This window comes from Nocardioides panacisoli (assembly GCF_019448235.1).
GTDB lineage: Bacteria > Actinomycetota > Actinomycetes > Propionibacteriales > Nocardioidaceae > Nocardioides > Nocardioides panacisoli_A.
The window spans coordinates 3,092,864-3,109,579 of sequence record NZ_CP080409.1; the positions used below are offsets into that span (position 1 = coordinate 3,092,864).

At 71.2% G+C, this 16,716-nt stretch carries 13 protein-coding genes and 1 pseudogene; 11 read left to right on the forward strand and 3 right to left on the reverse strand.

The genetic code is table 11. The features are described from left to right. Position 1 precedes the first annotated feature (1 nt). The 5 genes from KUV85_RS15045 to npdG all read left to right on the forward strand — a co-directional run bounded on the left by KUV85_RS15045 (position 2) and on the right by npdG (position 5,891). Positions 2–970 carry an amidohydrolase family protein gene (locus KUV85_RS15045; RefSeq protein WP_219960706.1) on the forward strand — a complete coding sequence of 323 codons (969 nt, stop codon included), beginning with the start codon at positions 2–4 and terminating at the stop codon, positions 968–970. Beyond that, positions 967–2,541: a class I adenylate-forming enzyme family protein gene (locus KUV85_RS15050; RefSeq protein WP_219960707.1), complete on the forward strand. Its 1,575-nt coding sequence runs from the start codon at positions 967–969 to the stop codon at positions 2,539–2,541. Before KUV85_RS15045 ends, KUV85_RS15050 begins: the two co-directional genes overlap by 4 nt. Next, entirely contained in the window at positions 2,538–3,425 is an 888-nt protein-coding gene (locus KUV85_RS15055; protein WP_219960708.1) for an LLM class F420-dependent oxidoreductase, read from the forward strand. Before KUV85_RS15050 ends, KUV85_RS15055 begins: the two co-directional genes overlap by 4 nt. 76 nt (positions 3,426–3,501) lie before the next feature. Continuing rightward, positions 3,502–5,175 (forward strand): flavin-containing monooxygenase, encoded by a 1,674-nt coding sequence (locus KUV85_RS15060; RefSeq protein ID WP_219960709.1) that lies wholly within the window; start codon positions 3,502–3,504, stop codon positions 5,173–5,175. Positions 5,176–5,225: 50 nt separating this feature from the next. Next, positions 5,226–5,891, forward strand: coding sequence for an NADPH-dependent F420 reductase (npdG, locus tag KUV85_RS15065; RefSeq protein WP_219960710.1), 666 nt, complete (start codon positions 5,226–5,228; stop codon positions 5,889–5,891). 23 nt (positions 5,892–5,914) lie between these two features. On the opposite strand, the gene KUV85_RS15070 is transcribed toward npdG, so the two are convergent. Continuing rightward, positions 5,915–7,522, reverse strand: a complete 1,608-nt coding sequence (locus KUV85_RS15070) for a long-chain-fatty-acid--CoA ligase (RefSeq protein ID WP_219960711.1) — start codon at positions 7,520–7,522, stop codon at positions 5,915–5,917. Position 7,523: 1 nt separating this feature from the next. Here KUV85_RS15070 and KUV85_RS15075 point away from each other — a divergent pair, with 1 nt between their 5' ends. The 6 genes and pseudogenes from KUV85_RS15075 to KUV85_RS15105 all read left to right on the forward strand — a co-directional run bounded on the left by KUV85_RS15075 (position 7,524) and on the right by KUV85_RS15105 (position 13,805). Beyond that, positions 7,524–9,455 carry a GAF domain-containing protein gene (locus KUV85_RS15075; protein WP_219960712.1) on the forward strand — a complete coding sequence of 644 codons (1,932 nt, stop codon included), beginning with the start codon at positions 7,524–7,526 and terminating at the stop codon, positions 9,453–9,455. A 138-nt stretch (positions 9,456–9,593) separates the two neighbouring features. After that, on the forward strand, positions 9,594–11,102 hold the full coding sequence (locus tag KUV85_RS15080; protein WP_219960713.1) for a sodium:solute symporter family protein: 1,509 nt from the start codon (positions 9,594–9,596) through the stop codon (positions 11,100–11,102). Between the two features lie 15 nt (positions 11,103–11,117). Next, positions 11,118–11,528 carry a hypothetical protein gene (locus KUV85_RS15085; RefSeq protein ID WP_219960714.1) on the forward strand — a complete coding sequence of 137 codons (411 nt, stop codon included), beginning with the start codon at positions 11,118–11,120 and terminating at the stop codon, positions 11,526–11,528. Between the two features lie 58 nt (positions 11,529–11,586). Then, a complete protein-coding gene (locus tag KUV85_RS15090; protein WP_219960715.1) occupies positions 11,587–12,204 on the forward strand; it encodes a flavin reductase family protein in 618 nt (205 codons plus the stop codon). A 371-nt stretch (positions 12,205–12,575) separates the two neighbouring features. Next, positions 12,576–13,597, forward strand: a pseudogene (locus KUV85_RS17595) (AbrB family transcriptional regulator). A 64-nt stretch (positions 13,598–13,661) separates the two neighbouring features. Then, positions 13,662–13,805 (forward strand): GPGG-motif small membrane protein, encoded by a 144-nt coding sequence (locus KUV85_RS15105; protein ID WP_219960718.1) that lies wholly within the window; start codon positions 13,662–13,664, stop codon positions 13,803–13,805. Here KUV85_RS15105 and KUV85_RS15110 read toward each other — a convergent pair. Both KUV85_RS15110 and KUV85_RS15115 read right to left on the reverse strand, forming a co-directional pair. Then, the gene (locus KUV85_RS15110) at positions 13,802–14,863 is read right to left on the reverse strand and encodes a zinc-dependent alcohol dehydrogenase family protein (RefSeq protein ID WP_219960719.1); all 1,062 of its coding nucleotides are present in this window, start codon (positions 14,861–14,863) and stop codon (positions 13,802–13,804) included. The genes KUV85_RS15105 and KUV85_RS15110 overlap by 4 nt on opposite strands. Positions 14,864–14,903: 40 nt before the next feature. Further along, positions 14,904–16,703 carry an N-acyl-D-amino-acid deacylase family protein gene (locus KUV85_RS15115; protein ID WP_219960720.1) on the reverse strand — a complete coding sequence of 600 codons (1,800 nt, stop codon included), beginning with the start codon at positions 16,701–16,703 and terminating at the stop codon, positions 14,904–14,906. Positions 16,704–16,716: the final 13 nt, after the last annotated feature.

Sequence of the window (16,716 nt, forward strand, 5' to 3'; positions counted from 1 at the left end):
GGTGTCCGACGTCGTCATCGACGCCCACATGCACGTGTGGGACGCCACGTGGCTACCGGAGGGCATCCGTCGTGCCTGGGCTCGGCAGGGGAGTGGCCGGCGACTTCCCGAGCGCGATCCCGAGAGCCTGATGGGGCACGTCGCGGTGGGTCAGAGCGATCCCGAAGCAACGCTGACGATCGCGGCGTTCGACCGGCTCGGCGTCGCGGCGGGGCTGGTGCCCGTCGTCGACTGGACGATCGTCGGCGCCCCCGCGGGGGAGCACCTGGCCATCGGTGACCTCAACGCCCGCTACGAGGGCCTTGCCGGCGACCGCGAGGGCCGGCTCTACTTCTGCGCCGGCCTGGACCCGCGCCATCCGGACGCGCGCGAGCTCTTCGACGATGCGCTGGCCCATCCGCACTGCCGCGGGTTCAAGCTCTATCCCGCGGCCGGGTGGGACCTGTGTGATCCGGCGTACCGCTGGCTGTTCGACGAGCTCGAGGCCCGCGCACTTCCGGTCGTGATCCACACCAGCCCGCTCGGGGGCGACCCGCTGCAGGTGATCCGGTGCCGGCCCGCCGAGCTGGGAGCGCTCCTCGCGCGTCACCCCCGCCTGCGCGTCGTGTTCGGTCACGCCGGACTCGAGGCCTGGTGGGCCGAGGCACTGGACTGCGCGACCGGGTGGCAGCACGCCTATCTGGAGCTGTCGCTGTGGCAGCGCTGCGCCCGGGCGGACTACCCCGAGTTTCGGCGCCGGGTACGCCGCATGCGTGAGCAGGTGGGGGCTCACCGGCTGATCTTCGGTTCCGACATCATCCGCGGTCCGCGGGAGGACCCCGACGGCGTCGAGCTGGAGCGATGGATCTCGATGGTGCGGGACCTGGCCGCACCCCATGACGGGGACCGCCCCGTCCTGGCCGAGGAGGAACTAGGCCTCTTCCTCGGTGGCAACGCAGTTCGGCTCTACGACCTGAAGGAGCACGCATGACCGAAGAGACGCTGGGAGAACTCTTCCGCAAGGCCGGGGACCGGTTCGCCGACAACGTGGCGGTCACCTCCTGTGGTGAGCAACGAACCTTCGCCGAGGTGATCGGGAACGGTTGGCGACTTGCCCACGCCCTGCGTGAGCGCGGGGTCGCTCCCGGCAGTGCCGTCGCCGCGATGCTGGGCAACCGGGTCGAGTCGCTGGAGGTCTACGTCGGTCTCGCCATGGGCGGCTACGTCGCGGTCCACGTCAACGATCGACTCACCGCCCCTGAGGTCGACCACGTGGTCACCGACTCGGGCGCGACCGCGATCGTGCACACCGACGGCGTGAGCGCGATGGTCGCCGACGCGACGAGCGTGCCCGGTCTCGTCGCGTGGTTGGCGATCGACTCGGCGCCGCCGAGTGGCGCCGAGGCCTACGCCGACGCGCTCGTGGCGGCCGAGGCGACACCGCTGTCCATCGACCGGACGCTCGACGACATCGCCCTGGTCGGTTACACCAGCGGCACGACCGGCTTCCCCAAGGGCGTCCTGGTCAGCAACCGAGCCGTGGTCAACTGCGTCAAGCTCGTGCCCTACGCCTACCGCTTCCCGCTCCAGGGCCACGCCGCGTTCCCCGGCGGTTGGTCGTTCGTCTCGGCGCTGTGGGGCGTGATCTTCCCGCACTTCTACACCGGTGGGACGGTTGCGTTCATCCCCGGCGCGACGCCGGAGGAGTGGGGTCGGCACATGGTCGAGCACCGGGCGACGTTCACCCTGGGCCTGACGCCGTTGATCCCCGGTCTCCTCGGAGCGCTCGAGTCGCACCCCGAGGCGCTGGAGACGCTGCAGGGCGTCCTGCACTCGGGTGGACCGCTGCCGCCGGAACTCGCGGAGCGGTTGGTCGCCACCATCGGCGACCGGCTCGTCGAGACCTGGGGCATGACCGAGGTGGTCGGTCCCATCACCATCACCAACCGCGGCGACTGGAGTGGTCACGGTGGTGCCCGCGACATCTTCGCCTCCGTCGGCCGGCCGTTGCCGACCTCGTCGGTCCGTGTCGTGGACGCCGACGGGCGCTCCCTGCCCGACGGCGAGGTGGGTGAGCTGGTGATCGAGGCGGACACGATGTTCTCCGGCTACCACAACCAACCGGAGAAGACCGCCGCGGTGTTCCGGAACGGCGAGTACTACACCGGCGACCTGGGCTACCGCGACGAGCACGGCTACTTCTACCTGACCGGACGCGCCCAGGACCTGATCATCAGCGGGGGCGCCAACGTCTATCCCGCCGAGGTCGAGCGCGTGCTGCTGCTGATGGAGGAGGTGACCGACGCCGCGGTGTTCGGGCTGCCGGACGAGCGTTGGGGAGAGGCCGTGTCGGCGGCCGTCGTACGGATTCCCGGGGCGGGGATCGACGAGGACGCGGTGCGGGACTTCGCCCGCTCCCACCTCGCCGGCTACAAGAAGCCGGTCCACGTCTTCTTCGTCGACGAACTGCCGCGCAACGCGAGCATGAAGGTGATGAAACACGTGATCAAGGACCAGGTGGCGCCCGATGGCGTCGCCGCGACCGAAGGACGGCGTGCATGACCAAGATCGGCATCAGCGAACTCTTCCCCGGGACCGGTCCGCGCTCGGGTCGGTGGTCCATGGACGCGGCCCAACTCATCGAGGAGCTCGGGTTCAACTCCGTGTGGCTGCCCGAGCACGTCGTGTTCTTCCCGGAGTACAACTCTGAGTACCCTTACGAGTCCGGCGGTGCCCAGGAGGTCAACCGCCTGTTGGGGGTCCACGATCCGCTGGTGGTGGCCGGGGCGATCGCGGCGGCGACGACCACCCTGCGCGTGGGGACGTACGTCTTCGTCGTCCCGCAACGCAATCCGATCGTGACCGCGCGGCAGGTCGCGAGCGTCGACCAACTCAGTGGCGGTCGGTTCGACTTCGGTGTCGGTGTCGGCTGGGCCGAGGAGGAGTACGACGCCCTGGACGTCCCGTTCGAGCGGCGCGGCGCGCGCATGAACGACTACTTGGCCGCGATGCGCGAGCTCTGGTCTGCCGAGGAACTCAGTGAGTACCGGGGGGAGTTCGTGGACTTCCCGCCGCTGTACTGCTTCCCGAAACCCGCGCAGGAGCGCCTGCCGATCATCGTCGGCGGCAACTCCCCGTCCTCGCTGCGGCGCATCGTGAAGTACGGCGACGGGTGGGCCGGCTACAGCCGCACCCACGAGGACATCACGGTGTTCATCGACCAGCTCAGCGAGGCGATGTCGGCGGCGGGTCGGGACATGTCCGAGCTCTCGCTGAAGGTCGGCCGGCGCAGCAAGGGCAAGACGGAGCGGGACTGGGAGGACGACCGCGCCTACATCGAGGAGGCTTTCCGACTCGGCATCGACGAGGTCGTGGTCTCCCCCCGCATCGGTGACGAGCACTACGAGCGGGACATGCGCCGCTACGCCGAGATCGTCGGCCTGTAGCCAGATCGCGTGGACTCGGGCCCGGACATGCACTACAGTAAAGTGCAGCAAGCGCTTGATTGATAGAGGTGGCAAGGTGACAAGGTCAGCGAACGAGGCAGGGACGACCACGACGGTCGACTACCTGATCATCGGCGCGGGGGTGTGCGGGCTCTACCAGCTGCACCAACTGCTCGAGATCGGTGCCGACGTCCGGGTCGTCGACGCGAATGCGGGCCTAGGGGGGACCTGGTACAACAACCGCTACCCAGGATGCCGGTTCGACTCGGAGTCCTACACCTACCAGTACTCCTTCTCCGAGGAGCTGCTGCAGGAGTGGGACTGGAAGGAGAAGTTCTCCCCCCAGCCCGAGACGCTGTCCTACCTCGAGTACGTCGCTGAGAAGTTCGATCTCCGACGCCACATCAGCTTCGAGAAGCGCGTCGTCTCCGCACAGTGGCAGGAGGAGGACCGGCGCTGGCTGCTCCGCTTCGATGACGCTACGACGATTCGCGCCCGTTTCGTGCTCTGCGCGATGGGCCTGCTGTCAGTGCCGACCTACCCCAGGTTGGAGGGGCGCGGCACGTTCGAGGGCCTCGAGACCCACACTTTCGACTGGCCCGAGGGGTACGACGTCACCGGCAAGCGGGTCGGCGTGATCGGCACCGGCGCCAGCGGCGTCCAGGTGATCACCGACGTCGCCGACCAGGTGGAGTCGCTCGTGGTGCTGCAGCGTGACGCCAACTGGTGCGCACCGCTGGGCAACGCCCCCATCGGGCCGGAGGAGATGGCCGAGCTGCGGTCGTCCTACGACGAGATCTTCGCGTGGTGCCGGGAGACGCCCGCCGGCTTCATCCACCGTCCCGACCGGACCCTCTCGACCGACGTGACTCGCGAGGAACGGCTGCGCCGGTGGGAGGAGCTCTACAACGGGCAGGGCGCGGGCCTCTACATGGGCAACTACCGCGACTGCATCATGGAGGCCGAGCCCAACCGCGAGCTCTCCGAGTTCGTTGCGGACAAGATCCGCGAGCGCGTCGACGACCCCGAGGTCGCCGAGATGCTGATCCCCAAGGACCACGGGTTCGGGACCAAGCGGGTCGCCGGTGAATCCGGCTTCTACGAGGCCTTCAACCGGGACAACGTCGAACTCGTGGACATCATGGCCAATCCCATCGAGCGGGTGACGCCCACCGGCGTACGCCTCGCGCTCGCCGACGGCGGGACGCGCGACGTGGAGCTCGACGTGATCGTCTATGCGACCGGCTTCGACGCGGTCACCGGACCGTTCGACCGCATCGACATCCAGGGCGTCGACGGCGTCCGTCTCAAGGACAAGTGGGCCGACGGCCCCCAGACATGCCTGGGCGTACAGGTCTCGCAGTTCCCCAACATGTTCATCCTGGTCGGCCCGCAGTCCGGGTCGGCGACGGCGAACTTCCCGCGCGGCATCGAGGACGTCGTCAACTGGATGACCGAGACCGCCCGCCACATCGAGGACCACGGCATCGACCGCTTCGAGGGTCGCCGTGAAGCCGAGTTGGAGTGGCTGGAGCACGTGCGCGAGGTGAACGCACGCCTGCTGCTGTCGCAGACGCAATCCTGGTTCAACGGACACAACATCAACCTGGACCGGGACGCCAAGCCCCGCGTCATGGTCTACCTCGGCGGTGCACCGCTCTACCGGCGAATCCTGGCCAAGGAGGTCGAGGAGGGGTACCCGAGCTTCGAGCTCTCCTCCTTCGCCGACCGCGCTGCCGTTGCCCGCTGACTGAGTGCACCGCGACAACCCGTGACGACCTGCCCCGTGGAGGAGCGACCATGCCTGCCCTGACCGACCTCACCATCGCCGTCCTGGGCGGCACCGGGCCCCAGGGTCGCGGGCTCGCCCGTCGATTCGCCGCCGCCGGCCTGACCGTCGTTCTCGGCGGCCGCGATGCCGAGCGCACCGCGCGGGTGGCCGAGGAAGTCAGTGCCACGATCGACACCACCGTGGCGGGGACCGACAACCGGGCGGCCGCGACCGCCGGCGACATCGTCCTCGTCGTGGTGCCGTGGGACGGCCACGCCGACCTGTTGCGCGGGCTGGTCGACGTCCTCGCCGGCAAGGTGGTCGTCGATTGCGTCAATCCGCTCGGCTTCGACAAGCAGGGTGCCCATGCACTCGACGTGCCGGAGGGCTCGGCGACCGAGCAGGCCGCTGCGATCCTGACCGGGTCGACCGTGGTGGGAGCCTTCCACAACGTCTCCGCGGTGTTGCTCGAGGACCCGGAGGTCTCCCGGGTGGAGACCGACGTGTTGGTGCTGGGCGACGAGCGCGAGGCCACCGACCTCGTCCAGGAGCTGGCGTCGACGATTCCCGGCGTCCGTGGGGTGTACGGCGGACGTCGACGCAACGCCCACCAGGTCGAGGCGCTGACGGCCAATCTGATCAGCATCAACCGACGCCACAAGGCTCACGCCGGGATCCGCGTCACCGACGTCTGAGGAGCGCCCCCGTTCGTCGGGGCTCACGGTTGCGTCACCGATCGCCGCAACTCCTCCTTGGCGGCCTTGCCCGTGCCGGTCAGCGGGATCGCGTCGACGAGGAAGAACTCGTCGGGCACCCACCAGGACGCGACCCGACCGGTGAGGTGGTCGCGCAGGTCGGACTCGACCACGCTGATGCCGTCGTGCAGCGACACGAAGGCCACGGGGCGCTCGCCCCAGCGCGGGTGGTGCCGGGCGACGACGGCGACCCGTGCCACGCCCGGGTGCTCGTCGATCGCCGACTCCAGCTCGACGGAGGAGATCCACTCGCCGCCGGACTTGATCAGGTCCTTGAGCCGGTCGACGAGTCGGAGGTAGCCGTGCTGGTCGACGGTGGCGAGGTCGCCGGTGCGCAACCAGCCGTCGTCGGTGAAGGAAGGGCCCCCCTCGTGCCCGAGGTAACCTCCGGCGACCCACGGTCCTGCCACCTGGAGCTCGCCCACGCTGGCGCCGTCGTGGGGGAGGAGGTCGTCGGACTCGGGGTCGACCAGGCGCACGTCGACCAGCGGCATCGCCTGCCCCTGCGCGGACCGGACGGCATCACGCTCGGCGCTGGGCAGGTCGTGGTGCTGGCTGCGGAGGCCACCGAGAGCGCCCACGGGGCTCACCTCGGTCATGCCCCACGAGTGCGTGATCGGCACGCCGACCGCCTGCTCGTACGCCGCGGACAGGTCGGCGGTGACCACGGAACCGCCGCCGAGGAGCATCCGGACCGGGGTGAGGTCGCGGCCACCGAGTGCGGGCAGCAGGTCGGTCCACACCGTCGGGACAGCCGCCGCCACCGTCACGCGGTGTCGCTCCATCAGGTCGCCCACGTGCTGCGGTGCGGTCGAGGGTCCCGGCAGCACCAGGTCGGCGCCGGCCATCAGCGCGCCGTAGGGCAGGCCCCAGGCGTTGGCGTGGAACATCGGCACGATCGGCATCACCACGTCGCCCTCGGACAGCCCGATGAGGCCGGCCGCCATGGTCCCGAGGCAGTGCAGCACCGTCGAGCGGTGGCTGTAGACCACGCCCTTGGGTCGTCCCGTCGTCCCGGACGTGTAGCAGAGGCCCGCAGCCAGGTCCTCGTCCTCGCGCTCGAATCCCGCGCTGAACGACCCCTCGTACGCCGGCACCCCGTCGACGAGGGCGTCGTAGTCGTGGAACCGCGGGTCGTCGGGCAGTTCGCCCGGACCGGGGAACACGATCCAGTGCCGCACGCCCGGCAGTCGGTCGGCCAGGCGCTGCGCCACGGGCAGATGGCACCGGTCTAGGAGGACGACGTCGTCCGCCGCGTGCTCGATGACGTAGGCGAGGTCGTGCTCTGCGAGCCGGATGTTGAGCGTGTGCAGCACCCGCTTGCTGATCGGGGCGGCGGCGTACGCCTCGAGGTGACGACGGTGGTTCGCGGCGAGCGTGGCGACGCGGGCGCCGGCCGGGACCTCGAGGCGGTCCAGTGCCGCGACCAGGCGCCGCACGCGCCGAGCCCACGTGCAGTACGTCGTGCCCTCGTGGTCGTCGTCGATCACCTGCTTGTGGCCGAAGATCGACTCGGCACGTTCGAAGACGTGCGCGATCGTCAGTGGCCGGGGCTGCATCAGGCCGTGCATCGTGCGGCTGCTCCTCCGTCCCGTCGTGGCGCGGGCCGTCGCGCTGCAGGGGGACGTCACTGCGGGCGCGGCGCCGCTCGGCGGCTTCACCCTAGGGAGCACCGGTCGGGCGGAGCAGGTGTCGACCGACCACAGTCCCGGGCACCGTGGTGGATCGATGTTCTACCGTGCTGCCGTGGAAGGCGACGTGGAGGCCGAGGCCCGGAGCGGCCGTGAACGGGAGCTGGCATCGCTCTACGCCACCGCACGGTCGCTGACCGCGCTCGGCGACGTCGACGACGTGCTCCGGTCGATCGTGCGCCACGCGCACGACCTGATCGGCACCGACTTCACCTACCTCTCCCTCCTCGGCGACGACGGCGTCCTCGGCATCACCGCCAGCGAGGGCACGATCTCGGCCGACTTCCGCTCGGCCCACATCCCACCCGGCACCGGCCTCGGTGGCACGGTGGTCGAGTCGCGCGCCGCCCACTGGGTCGCCGACTACGCCGCGGCCGGCGAGCTGCGACACGACCCGGGGTTCGACTCCCTCGTCGGGAACGAGGGGCTCGTCGCCCTGTTGGGGGTGCCGCTGTTGGCCCGCGACCGGGTGATCGGCGTGCTCTTCGCCGCGGAGCGGACCGAGCGCCACTTCCGCACCGACGAGATCGCGCTCCTCAGCGCCTTCGCCGACCATGCCGCCGTGGCACTGGACAACGCTCGCCTCTACGAGCAGAGCCGGGAAGCGCTCGGCGAGCTGCAGTCGGCGTACCGCACCATCGAGGACCAGATGGCGATCATGCAGCGCGCCCAGTCCGTGCACGACGCCCTGACCGCCGTCGTGCTGGCCGGCGGGGGGCCGGCGACCGTCGCCTCCGAGCTCGCGGACCGCCTCGGCGGTGCCGTCACGCTCCTCGACCGCGACGGGGCCCTGCTCGCGCGGGGCGGGGAGGAGGTCGCGGCCGGCGAGGCGTCCGACGGGGCGCTCCGCGCGATCGAGGAGGCGCGCGCCGGGGGTCGGACCGTCACGACGGTCGGCGCCGACGGTCACCAGCACAGCGCCGCGACGGTCCGGGCCGGCGAGAGCGTCCTGGGCACGTTGGTGTGGCGCCACCGCCAGGATCCCGGGCCCGTCGACCTGCGCAGCCTCGAGCTCGCCACCCACGTCGTGGGCCTGCTGATCCTGAAGGAGAACGCGACCGCAGAGGCAGCCGAGCGGCTCAGTGGCGAGCTGCTGACCGAGCTGATCGTCGCCAGCCCCCACCCCACCGCGACCCAGGAGGCGCGCGCGAGCACCCGGGGCATCGACCTCCGCGCGCTCGACGCGGTCTTCACGGTGCGTGCCGACGGTGTCGCGACCTCGGACGTCGTACGCCGCCTGCACGCGATCGCGCGAGAGCAGCGGGGCCTGGCCGGCGAGCACCGCGGCCGCGCCACCCTGATGGCCGCGGCCGACGACGTCGAGGCCACGGCCCGCGAGGTCCATCGTCGCCTCCGTGCCGAGACCGGCGCCCCGGTCGTGGTCGTCGGTGAGCGCGTGCGGGACCACGACTGGGCACGGGCGTTCCTGCTGGCCACGCGATGCCTTGCGGTCGCCGGCCACCTCGGTGCCACCGACCTCGGCGCCACGACGTCCCGGTTCTCCCTCTATGCGTTGGTCTTCGACGCCGACCGGGCCGAGGAGCTCGACCGGTTCCTGGGCGACGCGATCGGGCCGCTGCTGGAGTACGACGCGCGCCGCGGCACCGACCTCGTCGCCACCCTGGCGGCGTACTTCGACCACGACGGCAACCTGCGGCGCACCGCACGGGCGCTCCACGTGCACCTGAACACGCTGCTCAAGCGGGTCGACCGGATCGCGACCGTCCTCGGTCGCGACTGGCGCTCCTCCGACGACCTGCAGCTGCGCCTCGCGGTTCGGCTCCAGGCGTTGCGGGAGCGGCTCGACCACTGATCCGCCTCGATGGTGGACGTCTGCACCACCAGTGACCCCGGAACTGTGGGTGATCACCACCTCATCGTCGAGCCGAAGGCGTTCCTAGAGTGACGGCGACCACATCGGGCCAGGAGCCCGACCGACGGAGGAGAGTTCGTGAGTGTCGTCCTAGGGATCGTGATCCTCTACTTCCTCGTCATGTTCGCCATCGGCTACTGGGCGAACACGAGGATGAAGTCGTCCAAGGAGTTCCTGGTCGCCGGCCAGACGCTCGGGTTCTTCGTCATGGCGATCGCCACCTTCTCCTCCATCCAGAGCGGGTTCGGGATGATCGGCCACACGGCGAACACCTACGCCTGGGGCATGCAGGCCATCGTCGCTGCCGCCCTGCTGGTGCCGCTCAGCTTCGCGCTGTCCTGGTTCCTGCTGGGGGCGCGGCTCTACCGCATCGCCCGTGAGCACGCGGTGTACTCCGTGCCCGACGTGATCCGGGTGCGCTATCCCGACCGGTCCGCCCACCTGGCGATGTCAGTGGCGATGTTCGTGGGCGCCGTGGCCTACATGACCGCCCAGGTGACGGCCATGGGCGTCATCGTGGCGATCATCTTCGGCACCTCCGTCACGTCCGGTGCCATCATCGGCTCCGCCGTCGTCGCCGCCTACACGATCGCGGGAGGCATGCTCGCCGCGGTGTGGACCGACCTGGTCCAGGGGTTGCTGATGATCGCGATGTCGATCGCGACCTTCGTGGTCGCCACGAACTCGGTCGGCGGCTGGTCGGACATGATCGCCACCATCGAGCGCTCCGATGCCAGCTGGCTGCAGCTGGACGCCACCCAACCGATCACCTGGGTCTTCGGCTTCGTCTTCCTCGCCGTGCTGGGCACGGCGGCCCAGCCCCAGCTGGTGACCAAGTTCCTCATGCTCCGCTCGGGATCGGAGCTGCGCTGGGGCGCGCTCGTCGCGGCCGTGGCGTACGCCGTCACGACGTTGTTCGCCCTGTCGATCGGGCTCGCGATGCGTGCGTTGGCCATCGAGGGTCGCGCACCCGAGCTGGGCAACATCGACAACACCACCACCTGGTTCCTCGACAACATGACCGCTCCCGCCTTCGCCGGCTTCGTCATGGCGGGCCTGCTGGCCGCGATCATGTCCAGCGCCAGCTCGTTCATCACCATCGGTGCCTCCTCGCTCACCCGGGACCTGATGTCCTCCCTCGGCCGCACCGTCGAACGTGACCTGCTGTGGGGCCGACTGGCCAGCGGCTTCGTCGTCCTGTGCTCGCTGCTGTTCTCCCTCTACCTCACCCAGGTCGTCTTCCTCCTCGGTGCGATCGGATGGGCCGCCTTCGCGGCGGCGATGTTCGCCCCGATCGCGCTCGGGATCTACTGGCGTCGTGCGACCGGCCTCGCGACCACGGTCGCCGTCGGGTTCGGCCTGGTCGCCAACCTGGCGCTGACGATCCTCACCTCGGAGGGCGTGATCACCCTGCCCGCCTACATGCAGTCGGGGGGCCTGGTGATCGCCGTCGGCGTGCTCCTGTTCGTGGGCACCTCGCTGCTCCGGCCCGCCGCCGGGTCCCGCCGCGGGTTCGACCACGCCTACGGCGTGGCGCCGACGCACGAGGCCCGCGCCACCGCCACCACCGCCGCCCACGACTCCTGACCGGAGGGGACACCGATGAACCTCGACAAGACCGACACCGTCATCGCGGCGATCTCCGCCGCGACGCTGCTCGCCGCGATCGGCATGATCTTCGACGTCTGGCAGGCCGTCTACTACGCGATCCCTGCCTTCGTGCTGCTGTTCATGCTGCTGGGGTCGCTCAACGCGCGTGACGAGTGGTCTCCGCGCGCCCTGGTCCCGGTCCTCGGGCTGTGGTCGGTGCTCGCGGCCCTGTTCGTGGCTGCCGGGATGCTCGCCGGCAGCTCCGCGGAGCTGGGCGGCCTCCCGGCCTCGACCGGGATCTTCCTCTACCTCGTGTGGCCGATCAGCACCGTCGGTGCCCCGCTCGCCTACGCCGTGGTCTACAGCCGCTGGCTGGCCCCCGACCTGCCGACCGCCGAGTCGGCACCGAGCACGCCGCAGTGAGGTGAGGGGGGCGCTTGCGGCGTTCGGGACCCGGTGGCCGCCACCTACAGTGGCGCCCATGGTCCGCCACCGCACCGTCTTCCGCACCGACGACGCCGAGGTCAACGCCTACAAGCTGCTGACCGCGGTGGTGGTGCCGCGACCGATCGCCTGGGTGTCGACGCTGTCGGCGGACGGCGTCGGGAACCTGGCGCCGCACTCCTTCTACACCGTCGCGTCGGCGCGGCCGCCGATCGTGCAGTTCACCTCCGTGGGCCACAAGGACAGCCTGCGCAACGCGCGGGAGACGGGCGAGTTCGTCATCAGCCTCGCCAACCGCGCGCTGATGGACCAGGTCAACGCCACCAGCGCGCCGTACGACGCCGAGGTCGACGAGGCGAGCACGGTGGGCGTCGCGATGGAGGCCTCCGAGACGGTGGCCCCGCCGCGGGTCGCGGGGTCGCCGGCCTCGATCGAGTGCCGGCTGCACTCGACGGTGGACCTGGGGGAGTCGGTCGTGGTGCTCGGCGACGTCCTCGCGGTCACCGTCGCCAGTGAGGCGCTCGTCGACGGACACCCCGCGATGGAGCACCTCGAGCCGGTCTCGCGCCTGGGGCGGAACCAGTGGGGCCTGCCGCCCGAGGTGGTCGCCGTCGACCGGCCCACCGAGGTGCCCCGCGGCGATCGTCCCCGGTGAGCCGCGGAGTGTGAGGGAACGCATGTCGTCGCCGGGTTGGGTCGGGCGACGGCCCGCGTGAGAATGGTGGTAGTGGGAGTGACGAATCCACGACACCTGACCCCGTCGCTCACAAGGAGGTGCACTGTGATCACCAAGTTCATGACTCTCTACCGCCGCTACGACGACGTACTCGAGGCCTTCGTGCCGTGGCACCAGCGCACCTGGGAGCGGCACACGACTCGCTGAGTCGCCCTCGCACCATCACGCGGGGCCGGGAACGACGTTCCCGGCCCCGCGTCGTATTTTCGGCCGTGCGCAGTGGCCGGGGACCGCGAGGCCCGGTTGTGTGGCGGTGTCGGGACGTGAAGGAGGCCGAGTCGGTGCGGTGGGTGCGGCTGCTGGCGCTCGTGGGCGCCTCGCTGGTCGTCCTCGTGCTGCTCGGCGCGCCGACGCCACCGCTCTTCGCCGGCCTGCTGGGGGCCCTGGTCGTCGCGCTCACCACCACGGAGCCGCCCACCCTGCACGTGGCGTGGTTCCGCCTCGCGCAGTCGATCATCGGCGTCTCGGTCGCTGCCCAGATCGACCCGGAGGTGCTGCCCGCCGTCGGCGTCGACATCGTGCCGATCACCGTGTCCATCCTGGTCACGATCGCGGTGTCGGTGGGCATCGGCCAACTGCTGCGTCGTCACCACGTCAGCGCGGTCACCGCGACCTTCTCCACCGTCGCCGGCGGCGCGTCGGGCATGGTCGCCCTCGCCGAGGACTACGGCGCCGACGCCCGGATCGTGCTGGTCAACCAGTACCTGCGGGTGCTCTTCATCCTCCTCACGCTGCCGATCGTGGTCACCGTCGTCTTCACCGCCAGCAGCGCCGACGTCGACGGTGCGAACGGGCCGGGCCTGTGGGCCGGTGGCCTCGCCGACTACGCCTTCGTCGCGCTCGCCCTGGCGCTGGGCAACGCCGGAGGTCGGCTGCTCCGGCTGCCGGCGCCCGCCCTGCTGGGCCGTTGGCGGCCGGGATGGCCCTGACCACGGTCCCGGCGCTGGACGCACCGGCAGTGCCGGGCTGGCTGCAGGCCCTGGGCTTCCTGCTGCTCGGGGGCCAGGTCGGGCTGCGCTTCACCCGCCCGACGCTCGCGGCGATCGGACGCATGATGCCGACGGTCCTGGTCGTCATCGTCCTCAGCGTCGCCGCCTGTGCCGGCGTCGGCGTCGTCCTGGCCGCCGTCACCGGTGAGTCCCGGCTCGACGCCTACCTCGCCACCACGCCCGGTGGCCTCCCCGCCGTGCTCGCGGCGGCCACGGGCACCTCGGACAACCTCACCTTCGTGACCGCCGCCCAGACCGTACGCCTCCTCCTCGTGCTGCTGCTGACGCCGATCGTGGCGCGCTGGGTGTTCCGGCGCAGCTGAGCGGCGCGCTCGGTGCATACTGGTGCGGGGCCGTCACATCGGGTGGCGGCGGAGGGAGGGCACCGTGGCTTTCATCCTGTGGCTCATCGCCGTGGTCCTGGTGGTCTACGGCATCATCCGTGCGGTCCGTGGTGACCTGCTCGTCGGGATCCTGATCGTGATCGTCGGCCTGCTCATCGGGCCGGGAGGCGTGTCGATCTTCACCTAGGGCTCCTCCCCACCGGCCGGGTCGATGACGGTGATCCCGGTCAGCGTCGCGCGGTCGAACCCGGGCAGCACCTGCGCGGCCTCGGTCAGCGGGATCGTGCGCTCGACCAGGTCCTGGGGACGCAGGCGGCCCTGCTCGATCAGCGCGAGCATGCCCGGGTAGTCCACGGCCGCCATGCCGTGGCTGCCGAGCAGGTCGAGCTCCCACCCGATGACACGCGCCATCGGGACCCGCGGGTGCCCGGCCACGGGCGGCAGCAGGCCGACCTGCACGTGGCGGCCGCGACGCCGCAAGCTGTGGATCGCGACCGAGCAGGTCTGCTCGCTCCCGACGGCGTCGACGGCCACCTCGCTGCCGCCGCCGGTGAGGTCGGCGACCGCGGCGGGCACGTCGGTGTCGTCGGTGTCGCCGCTGACCAGTGCGTGGTCGGCGCCGAGGTCGGTCGCGAGTGCGAGCGCGTCGGGGTTGCGGTCGACCGCGATCACCCGCGCCCCGAGGGCCCGCGCGATCATCACCACGCTCAGGCCGACACCACCGGCACCGACCACGGTGACGGTCTCACCGGCCGAGAGCCGCGCACGACTCACCAGTGCGCGGTACGCCGTCGCGAACCGGCACCCCAGGCTGGCCGCCGTCGCGAAGTCCACCGCGTCGGGCACGGCGACGAGGTTGGTGTCCGCCGCGTGCAGTGCGACGTACTCCGCGAACGAGCCCCAGTGGCTGAAGCCCGGCTGCTGCTGGTCGGGGCAGACCTGCGCGTCGCCGGCCCGGCACCAGGCACACCTCCCGCAGCCGCACACGAACGGCACGGTGACCCGGTCACCGACCGACCACCGCGTGACTCCCTCGCCGACGCTGCTGACCTCGCCGGCCAGCTCGTGCCCCGGCACGTGCGGGAACGCCACGCGGTCGTCGTGCCCGGCCCAGGCGTGCCAGTCGCTGCGGCACAACCCGGTGGCCGCGACGCGGACGACGACGCCGCCCGGGGGAGCGGTGGGGGTCGGGACCGCGCGGACCTCCGGGGTGGCCCCGGCAGCATCGACGACCATGGCGCGCATGGTCGGCACGCTGCCACACCCGTGCCGGTCAGGGCACCACTCAGGGTGTCGGCACCACCGGCGGGCGGAGCCGGGCGGCCGGCAGCGCGTCGCGGCTGGTCTCCCCGAACCGCAGGAACCGCCCGGTGCGCTCGGTGCCCAGCGCCGGCGCCGGCTCGCCGTCCTGCCACACCGTGCGGCCGCCGACCATCACGCGCGGCACCGCGGCGTCGTTGCGGTTGACCATCCGTGACAGGCCGCCGTACTGCGCCACCGGCGCCTCGGCGTACGCCGTCAGGGAGCCGTCGAGGCGGACCGGGTCGATGATCGCGAGGTCGGCCCGGTCGCCCACCCGCAGGTGACCGGCGTCCAGGCCGTACCAGTCAGCCAGCTCACCGGTCAGCCGGTGGACCGCCTGCTCGGCGGTCAGGAACGCCTCCCCGTCCCGCTCGGCCTCGAGCACGTGCTGCAGCAGCCGCAGCCCGAAGTTGTAGAACGCCATGTTGCGCAGGTGGGCGCCCGCGTCGGAGAAGCCCATCTGCACGCCCCGCTCCTGGGCGATCTTGCGCAGCACCGTCGGCCGGTGCCCCGAGATCGTGGTGCGCCACCGGATGTCCGTGCCGTGCTCGAGCACCAGGTCGAGGAAGGCGTCGACGGGGTGCTGTCCGCCGCGCTCGACCCCGACCTGTCCGAACGACCTGCCGACCACCGACGGGTCGGGGCAGGCGACGATCTCGGCGTCGAAGAAGTCGCGGTGCCAGACCCGTGGTCCGTACTTCGACTCGTAGTCCTTGCGGAAGGCCGCACGGTAGGCCGGGTCCCGCATGAGTTCGTCGCGGGCCAGCTTCTCCTGCAGGTGCAGCGCCTGCGCCCCGGAGCCGAACTCCTCGAAGATCACCAGGTCGATGCCGTCGGCGTACACCTCGAAGGGGACGGGCAGGTGCTGCCAGCGGAAGTCGGCGCCGACGCCGTTGACGCCGGCCGCCAGGCCCCGCATCAGGTGGATGATGAAGGGGATCGCCTTGATGTCGGCGGCCGAGAGCAGGCTGGTCTTCAGCGGCTTGCGTCCCCACCCGATGGAGGCGAGCGCCTGCAACGCGATGGTGTGCGGGTGGGAGGCGTCGGGACCGGCCTGGAGCACCCGGTCGCGCTCCCGCAGGATCCGCCGCAGGCCCCGCATCTCGCGGGACCTCGCGTACGTCGACGGCAGCGTGCGCGAGCGGCACAGCTCCCCGTCGAGCTTGTCGAAGAGCAGCTGTTGTGCCGACATCCCCACGAACCCGGCGTCCAGCGCCTCCCCGAGCCACTGCTCCATCCGTCGCTGCTCGGCGCGGGTCGGACGCACCTCGGGCCGGGTGGCGCGGTCGAGGCCCATCGCGGCCGCCCGCATGTCGGAGTGGCCGACGAAGGCGGCGAGGTTCGGCCCGAGCGGCCGGTCCTCCAGGGCAGCGACGTACTCCTGCGCCGAGCCCCAGGTCCGTGCCCGCTCGACGTGCCCGATGACGTGGTCGCGGGGGATGGCTTCCACCCGTCCGAAGAGGTCGCCGGCGTCGACGGGGTCGCAGTGGATCGTCGAGAGCGAGCAGGAGCCGAGCAGGATCGTCGTCACGCCGTGGCGCACCGACTCGCTCAGCGCCGGCCCCTCGAGCACCTCCACGTCGTAGTGGGTGTGGATGTCGACCATGCCCGGGACGACCCAGCGCCCGCCGGCCTCGACGACGTCGTCGCAGCCGGCCGCGTCCAGCGGTGACTCCGAGATCGCGGCGACCCGTCCGTCACGGATGCCGAGGTCCCGGATCGCCGAGGGCGCCCCGGTCCCGTCGAACCAGCGGGCGCGGCGGATGACGGTGTCGAAGGCCATGCCCGAATGGAAC

Bases quoted from the DNA above. Each gene is read 5' to 3' on its own strand.
- KUV85_RS15090 (WP_219960715.1), top strand. From the start codon at position 11,587: ATGGTCCGCCACCGCACCGTCTTCCGCACCGACGACGCCGAGGTCAAC.
- KUV85_RS15115 (WP_219960720.1), bottom strand. From the start codon at position 16,703: ATGGCCTTCGACACCGTCATCCGCCGCGCCCGCTGGTTCGACGGGACC.
- npdG (WP_219960710.1), top strand. From the start codon at position 5,226: ATGCCTGCCCTGACCGACCTCACCATCGCCGTCCTGGGCGGCACCGGG.
- KUV85_RS15050 (WP_219960707.1), top strand. From the start codon at position 967: ATGACCGAAGAGACGCTGGGAGAACTCTTCCGCAAGGCCGGGGACCGG.
- KUV85_RS15055 (WP_219960708.1), top strand. From the start codon at position 2,538: ATGACCAAGATCGGCATCAGCGAACTCTTCCCCGGGACCGGTCCGCGC.
- KUV85_RS15085 (WP_219960714.1), top strand. From the start codon at position 11,118: ATGAACCTCGACAAGACCGACACCGTCATCGCGGCGATCTCCGCCGCG.
- KUV85_RS15110 (WP_219960719.1), bottom strand. From the start codon at position 14,863: ATGCGCGCCATGGTCGTCGATGCTGCCGGGGCCACCCCGGAGGTCCGC.
- KUV85_RS15070 (WP_219960711.1), bottom strand. From the start codon at position 7,522: ATGCACGGCCTGATGCAGCCCCGGCCACTGACGATCGCGCACGTCTTC.